The following is a 6896-nucleotide window of genomic DNA, read 5'->3' as shown; positions in this document are numbered from 1 at the left end:
CCACGTCCGCCCCTACGCGCAGCGCGCGCTCCTCGACGGCGTCGAGGTCGCGCACGACCAGCAGCTCGTCCGCTTCGAGCTCGCGCCGGGCCCGCACGTCATCCAGGTCGAGCACGCCTGCTGCTCGCCGTTCGTGCGGCGCATCTCCGCCGAGGAGGCCGCGCGCCAGGGCGAGCTGCGCGTGCCGCTCGAGCCCCGCCCGGCCCGGCTGCGCGTCGAGGGCGATCCCGCCACCCGCGTCTACCTGGACGGCCGGCTGGTGGGCACCGCCGGCGAGTCGCAGCGGGCGCCGTTCCTGGTCGCCGTCCCGGCCGGCGGCGAGAGCCCCTACGAGGCGCCGGCGCGCATCCTGCTCGACCTGGCGGGCGCGCCCGCCCGCACGCTCGACGTGAAGCTCCGCGCCGGCGGCGAGGTGACCGTGGCGGCGACGCAGGCCCAGGAGTCCCCGTGAACGCGATCCCCCTGCTGCTGGCGCTCTCGCTGCTCGCGCCCCCCGAGCTGAAGCGGGCCAAGGACCGCTTCGAGTTCGGCGCGTACGGCGACGCCGCCGGGGCGCTGCGCCAGATGCTCGCCGGGGATCCGGCGCTCACCGACGACGAGGCGGTCGAGGCGTACCGGATGCTCGGCATCTCCGAGTTCAACCTGGGCGACCTCCCCGCGGCGCGCGCCGCGTTCGTGAACCTGCTCTCGCACGACCCCGACTACGCGCTCGACCCGTTCCTGGTGCCGCCCGCCATCGTGGAGTTCTTCGACCGGGTGAAGAAGGAGCACGAGCCGGCGCTGGCGCCGCTGCGCGAGCGGCGCCGGGCGCTCCGCGAGCAGCAGCGGCTGGCCGACGAGGCCAAGCGGCGGCTGCTGAGCGAGGAGCAGCTGCGCACCGGGCCGCCCACCAAGGTGGTGCGGGTGCAGGAGCGCCTGTACCTGTTCAACTGGATGCCGTTCGGCGCCGGGCAGTTCCAGAACGGCGACCGGGCCAAGGGTACCGCCATCGCGGCCGGCCAGATCGCGCTCGGCGCGGTGAACATCGCGGCCATCGTCATCCACAACCAGCTCGCCGACGACCGCACCCGCACCTGCACCTCCGGCCAGCCCGGCTGCTCGAACCCGCCCTACAGCGACTCGGACCGCCGCGTGCTCCGGAACGTCGAGGTGGTGAAGTACGTGTCGGCCGCGATGTTCTGGGCGCTGTACGGCTACGGGGTCTGGGACGCCCACCGGCACTTCGTCCCCATCGTCGAGACCGAGATGGCGCCCGGCGGCGAGCCGGCCGGCGCGTCGCTCAAGCTCGAGTGGAGGTACTAGGGACCCGTGGCCACGCTCATCGTGAGAGGACCGGACGGCTCCGAGCGCGAGGTGGCGCTGGTGAAGCGCATCACCAGCGTGGGCCGCGATCCGGAGAACGACGTGGCGGTGGAGGACCCGGCCCTGCCCGCCACCGCGCTGCACATCCACTTCGACGGGAAGGACTACAACGCCGCCGCCCACGACCGCTCCGACATGACCGTGAACGGCAAGCGGCGGGGCGCCTGGCGCCTGGGGCCCGGCGACCGGATCCGGGTGGCCGGCACCGAGCTCACCTTCGAGGCGGTGGCGCGCACGCCCCTGCCCTCGGCCCGGCCCATCGCCGGCCAGCGGCTCCAGGCGCTGGAGACGCTGGTGCGCTTCTCCGAGCGGCTCCTCGGGGCGACCGACCTGAACCGGCTGCTCGACGAGCTGATGGACGCGCTGCTCGAGGTCACGCACGCGGACAAGGGCTTCCTGATCCTGCTCGAGGACGGGGAGATGAGCGTCCGCGCCGCGCGCAACGTGGCGCGCGAGACCATCGAGGGCGCGGTGGAGCGGGTCTCCGACTCGATCATCCGGCGCGTGGTCGAGACCCGCCGCGCGCTGGTGGTGGCCGACGCGCTGCACGACTCGGAGTGGTCGGGCTCGACCTCGGTGGTGAACCTGAAGCTGTGCTCGGTGATGTGCGCCCCGCTCATGCAGAAGGGCGAGGTGTTCGGCGTCATCTACCTCGGCAACGACAACGTGGTCTCGCTGTTCGACGAGCGCGCCCTCGAGCTGCTCGCCCCGTTCGCCGCGCAGGCGTCGCTGCTGGTGCAGAACGCCATGCTGCTCGACTCGCTGCGCCGCGAGAACCTCTCCCTCAAGGAGGCGGTGGCCTCGCGGCAGTACGGCGACCTCATCGGCGCCGGCGCGTCCATGCGCGAGGTCTACCGGCGCATCGACAAGGTGGCCGGGACCGACATCTCGGTGCTGGTGTCCGGCGAGACCGGCACCGGCAAGGAGGTGGTGGCCCGGGAGATCCACCGCCGCTCCACGCGCGCGAGCGGGCCGTTCGTGGCGGTGAACTGCGGCGCGATCCCCGAGGCGCTGCTCGAGTCCGAGCTGTTCGGCCACGTGAAGGGCGCGTTCACCGGCGCGGTGGCCACGCGCATGGGCAAGTTCCAGGCGGCCCACGGCGGCACGCTGTTCCTCGACGAGATCGGCGACATGCCGCTGGCGCTGCAGGTGAAGATCCTGCGGGCGCTGCAGGATCGCGCCGTCACCAAGGTGGGCGACAACCGCCCGGAGGCGGTGGACCTGCGGGTGGTGGCCGCCACCAACCGCGTGCTCGAGGAGGAGATCCGCAAGGGCACGTTCCGCGAGGACCTCTACTACCGGCTCAACGTGGTCGCCATCCACCTGCCCCCGCTCCGCGATCGCGGCGAGGACGTGGTGGTGATCGGCAAGTACTTCCTGCAGAAGTACGCGAAGGAGTTCGCCGCGCGGGTGCGCGGGTTCACGCCCGGCGCGCTCGTGGCCATGCGGAAGTACGCCTGGCCGGGCAACATCCGCGAGCTCGAGAACCGCGTGAAGAAGGCGGTGGTGCTGGCCGACCGCGCGCTGGTGTCGGCCGAGGACCTCGACCTGCGCCCGGAGATCCTCGAGCCCATCCTCCCGCTGGCCCAGGCCAAGGAGGAGTTCCAGAAGCGGTACATCAACGAGGTGCTGGAGCGGAACGCCGGGAACCGCACCAAGACCGCGAAGGACCTGGGCGTGGACCCGCGCACCGTGTTCCGCCACCTCGAGAAGCTCGAGGCCGAGCGGCGCGGCCAGGTCCTGCCGCCGGACGACGAGGAGACCGAGGCGTGAACCGTCCCCGCTTGGCCGCGGCCCTGGGCGCGCTCGCGCTGGCGCTGGCCGGCTGCCCGCTCCCGCAGCCGCTCCCCGACTATCCCAAGGGCGGCACCATCACGCCCCCGCGCATCCTGGCCGACGGCATCACCGTGAACGGCGTGCCCGCGGCGGGCGTGCCGCTCGTGACCGTGCCGGCCGACTGCGCCGGCGCCGAGCCGCGGTACGAGCTCCTGGCGCAGCTCCTCGACACGAACACGCTCGAGCAGGTCGAGGTCCGCTGGTTCGTGGACTACCAGCCGACCCAGGGCGGCGCCTCGTGGGTGCGGCAGGAGTCGGTGCCGGCGAGCGCCGATCAGACCGTCCTCACCCGCGATCCCTCGCCGTTCACGTTCCTGCCCTACCAGCACGCGCCGCGGACCGCCGGGACGGTCCACGTGGTGGAGCTGGTGGTGTCGAACAACTTCTACGCGCCGGCCGACGAGGCCGCGCTGCCGAACCGGAGCGCCGCCCCGGGGTTCGAGACGCAGGTGTACCGCTGGACGTTCCTGCTGGTGCCGGGGACGGACGGCTGCCCCTAGCCGCGCTCCGGCGGCCTCGAGACCGCCTCCTGCGCCTGGCGCAGCGCCTGCGCGGCGCGCCGGGCCAGGTCCGCCTCCTCCTGGGCGAACCGGTTCACCTGGGCCCGGTAGGCCCGGTGCACCTGGAGGACGGCCTCGCGGGCGCGCGCCAGCTCCTCGCGCCCGCCGAAGCCCTGCGGGTCCGGATCGCGGGCGTCCAGCCGGCAGCGGTCGGCGAGGTCGTCCACCCGCTGCTCCCACTCGCGCGCCCAGATCTCCCAGCGCGCGATGGCGTCGCCCTCGCCCACCTCGTCCGCCAGGCGCCAGGCCCGGTGGTTCTGCTCGGCGTGCAGCGCCTCGAGCTCGGTCACGCACACGCGCAGCGCGGCGCGGGTGGGGAGCGCGCCGGTGGCGGCGGGGCGGTGCGGCCCGCGCAGGTTCCGCACGATGCTGGTGAGCACCACCGCGAGCGCGATCGCGATGACGGTGAAGTAGAGCGCCCAGAGGGCCAGCCGGAACGGGCGGTAGCGCGGGTCACGCGGGGGCGGCACGCGCCGGACTCTGCCAAAGGGGCGGGGGGGCGTCCACCCGCTTCTTCCCGCCGGCGGCCGGGCGGCCCGGCGCGCGCGCCCGCTAGCCGGCCCGCGGCGCGTGCGGCGGCTCGCCGGCGACCACGCCCAGGAACGTGCAGCGCCGCCCGCTCACCATCGCGCGGAGGCAGCGCAGGTACACCGTCGGCCCCCAGAGCCGGAGGATCGTGAACGAGTGACGGATCACGTCCTTGCCTGTGATCGTGCCCTGCACGCCCGCGGGTGTTTGCATCCGCGGTGCCGATCGCGCGCAGACGGATTTTCCTGCCGTTCCGGGCGCTCCCGCGTGCGCGCCCGCGCACACCTCGCGCGAGACGGAGCTTTCTTCAGCCCTCCGGCGCAAGGGATGCTGCCGCACCCGTTCCGGCGTCCCAGGATTTCACCTCTGCAATGGGCGCTGCAGAATTGAAAGGCCAGGCCGCCCGCAGGGGCGGCGCCCGCCCGGTAAAGTCGCCTGAATTCCTCGACTTCTTGGCCCCCGTTCCGGGGCACGGCGATTGCGTATGGGGCGTGCGGTAACGCTGCGGCGGTCCCTGGATTCCCCCCCCTTTCCAGGCTCCGATCGCGCGCTTCACCGCTGGGACGCTCTCGGCGCGGTACGCTCGCACACCTCGGATTCGACTCCAGCCGCGCCGAGAGCTGCCCTTTTCCCCCGACCCCTGAACCCTGCGGCGCCCTAGCGGCGGCCGACGCGGCGCTCCAGGTCGGCGAGCGAGAGCTCGAACACCACCGGCCGGCCGTGCGGGCAGCGCGCCTTGAAGTCGATGGCGTCGAGCCCGTCGAGCAGCGCGCGCGCCTCCTCCGGCGAGACGTCCTGGTTCGCGCGCACCGCCGCGTGGCAGGCCATGGTGGCGAGCAGGTCGTGGAACGCGTCGTCCACCGCGCTGCCGCGCTCCACCTCCGCGAGCTGGCTGCCGAGATCGGTGAGCAGCGCGGTCAGATCCACCCCGGCCAGCGCCGCCGGCGCGCCCTTCACCGCGAACGCCTCGCCGCCGAACGGCTCCGCGTCGAAGCCGAGCCGCCCCAGCTCCGCGAGCCCGGACTCGAGCGCGCGCGCCGCGGCGGGCGGGAGCGTCACGACCTGCGGGAGCAGGAACGGCTGCACCGGGATGCGGCGCGCCCGGAACGCCTCCCGGAGGCGGTGGAACAGCATCCGCTCGTGGCTGGCGTGCTGATCGATGACGACCAGCGTCCCGCCGGGCGCCTCGCAGAGCAGGTACGTCCGCGCGTGCTGCCCCACGTAGCGCAGCCCGGCGAAGTACCCCTCCGGCCGCGGCGCCGCGTCCGGCCCGGCGTCCGGTGCGGGCGCGATCGGGAAGGCCAGCCGGCCCGTCGCCCAGGCGCCCGGGGCAGGCTGGACGAGCGTCGCCCCGCTGCCCTCCGGCGGCCGGGCCGCGCGCGCCCAGGCCAGCACCTCGGCGGCCTCCTCGCCGGCCACCGGAACCGGCACCGGGGCCGCCTCGCCGCCGGCCCCCCCCGGAACGCCGTCGCCCGCGGGCGCCGCCTGCGGGCGCGCGCGCAACCACGGCGCGGTCCGGAGCGCACCGGCGACGGTGTGGAACAGGGCGTCGAACACCTCGCGCCCCTCGGCGAACCGCACCTCCAGCTTCTGCGGGTGCACGTTCACGTCCACCCGGTCCAGCGGCAGCTCCACGAACAGGACGCCGGCGGGGTGGCGCCCGGGCGGCAGCGTCCCGGCGAACGCGCGGAGCACCGCGTGCGCGGCGGACCGATCGCGCACGTAGCGCCCGTTCACGAACAGGTAGAGCGCCCGGCCGGTCGCCTCGGAGTGATCGGGCGAGCAGACGAGGCCGTGCACGCGCACGTCGCCGCGGCGGGCGTCCACCGGGAGCAGGTGCCGGTGCGCCTCCCGCCCCAGCGCCTGGCCGGCGCGGTCCGCCAGCCCACCGCCGGCGCGCGCGCCGAGCACCAGCCGGCCGCCGGAGCGGAGCGTGAACCCGACGTCCGGGCGCGCCAGCGCCAGCCGGATCACCGCCTCGGAGACGTGCCCGGCCTCGGTGGACGCCGCGCGCATGAACTTGCGGCGCGCCGGCGTGTTGAAGAACAGGTCGCGGACCTCGACGGTGGTGCCGCGCGGGCGGGCCACCGGCGCCACCTCGCCTAGCACGCCGCCCTCGAGCTCGACCCGCGTCCCGGCGCCGTCGTCGCCGGGCGAGGTGTCGAGGCGGAAGCGCGAGACCGATGCGATGGCCGGCACCGCCTCGCCCCGGAACCCCATGGTCCCGATGGCGGCGAGCCCCTGGGCGTCGCGCAGCTTGCTGGTGGCGTGCCGCTCCAGCGCGAGCAGCGCGTCGTCCCGGTCCATGCCCGAGCCGTCGTCCGCCACCCGCACCAGCGCGAGCCCGCCCTCCTCCACGTCCACGCCGATGGCGGTCGCGCCGGCGTCGAGCGCGTTCTCGACCAGCTCCTTGACGATGGAGGCCGGCCGCTCGACCACCTCGCCCGCGGCGATCTGGTTGACGAGCCCGGGCGGCAGGACGTGGATGCGCGGCATGGCGCCCGTTCGTACCACGGCGATCCGACGCGGCGGCTCCCCCCAGCGAACGTTTGACGCCCGCGGCCGCGTGCGTCTATGTGGACGCGATGGCGGGAGGGACCGGCAAGAGGA

6 protein-coding genes and 1 pseudogene are annotated in these 6896 nt (G+C 74.7%); 4 read left to right on the top strand and 3 right to left on the bottom strand.

What is annotated here, in order from left to right:
- From PSR1_RS20540 to PSR1_RS20525, 4 genes and pseudogenes are all read left to right on the top strand, one after another.
- A pseudogene (locus tag PSR1_RS20540) lies at positions 1-451 on the top strand (serine/threonine protein kinase); the annotation flags it as partial.
- Positions 448-1302, top strand: a complete 855-nt coding sequence (locus tag PSR1_RS20535) for a tetratricopeptide repeat protein (protein WP_011420766.1) — start codon at positions 448-450, stop codon at positions 1300-1302. The pseudogene PSR1_RS20540 and the gene PSR1_RS20535, both read left to right, overlap by 4 nt.
- Positions 1303-1308: 6 nt before the next feature.
- On the top strand, positions 1309-3135 hold the full coding sequence (locus PSR1_RS20530) for a sigma 54-interacting transcriptional regulator (RefSeq protein WP_059439253.1): 1827 nt from the start codon (positions 1309-1311) through the stop codon (positions 3133-3135).
- Positions 3132-3698, top strand: coding sequence for a hypothetical protein (locus tag PSR1_RS20525; protein WP_059439252.1), 567 nt, complete (start codon positions 3132-3134; stop codon positions 3696-3698). The genes PSR1_RS20530 and PSR1_RS20525 overlap by 4 nt, the downstream gene beginning before the upstream one ends.
- Here the strand turns inward: PSR1_RS20525 and PSR1_RS20520 are convergent.
- The 3 genes from PSR1_RS20520 to mutL all read right to left on the bottom strand — a co-directional run bounded on the left by PSR1_RS20520 (position 3695) and on the right by mutL (position 6782).
- Positions 3695-4228: a hypothetical protein gene (locus PSR1_RS20520; protein WP_059439251.1), complete on the bottom strand. Its 534-nt coding sequence runs from the start codon at positions 4226-4228 to the stop codon at positions 3695-3697. The two genes, PSR1_RS20525 and PSR1_RS20520, sit on opposite strands and share 4 nt — an antisense overlap.
- Before the next feature lie 82 nt (positions 4229-4310).
- Positions 4311-4499, bottom strand: coding sequence for a hypothetical protein (locus PSR1_RS20515; protein WP_059439250.1), 189 nt, complete (start codon positions 4497-4499; stop codon positions 4311-4313).
- 444 nt (positions 4500-4943) lie between these two features.
- Positions 4944-6782 carry a DNA mismatch repair endonuclease MutL gene (gene mutL, locus PSR1_RS20510; RefSeq protein ID WP_059439249.1) on the bottom strand — a complete coding sequence of 613 codons (1839 nt, stop codon included), beginning with the start codon at positions 6780-6782 and terminating at the stop codon, positions 4944-4946.
- Positions 6783-6896: the final 114 nt, after the last annotated feature.

The organism is Anaeromyxobacter sp. PSR-1 (assembly GCF_000964525.1).
Lineage (GTDB): Bacteria > Myxococcota > Myxococcia > Myxococcales > Anaeromyxobacteraceae > Anaeromyxobacter.
This window is presented reverse-complemented; position numbering and strand designations above follow the sequence as displayed.

Coding starts and splice junctions, on each gene's coding strand:
- PSR1_RS20515 (WP_059439250.1), bottom strand. CDS start 4,499: ATGCAAACACCCGCGGGCGTGCAGGGCACGATCACAGGCAAGGACGTG.
- mutL (WP_059439249.1), bottom strand. CDS start 6,782: ATGCCGCGCATCCACGTCCTGCCGCCCGGGCTCGTCAACCAGATCGCC.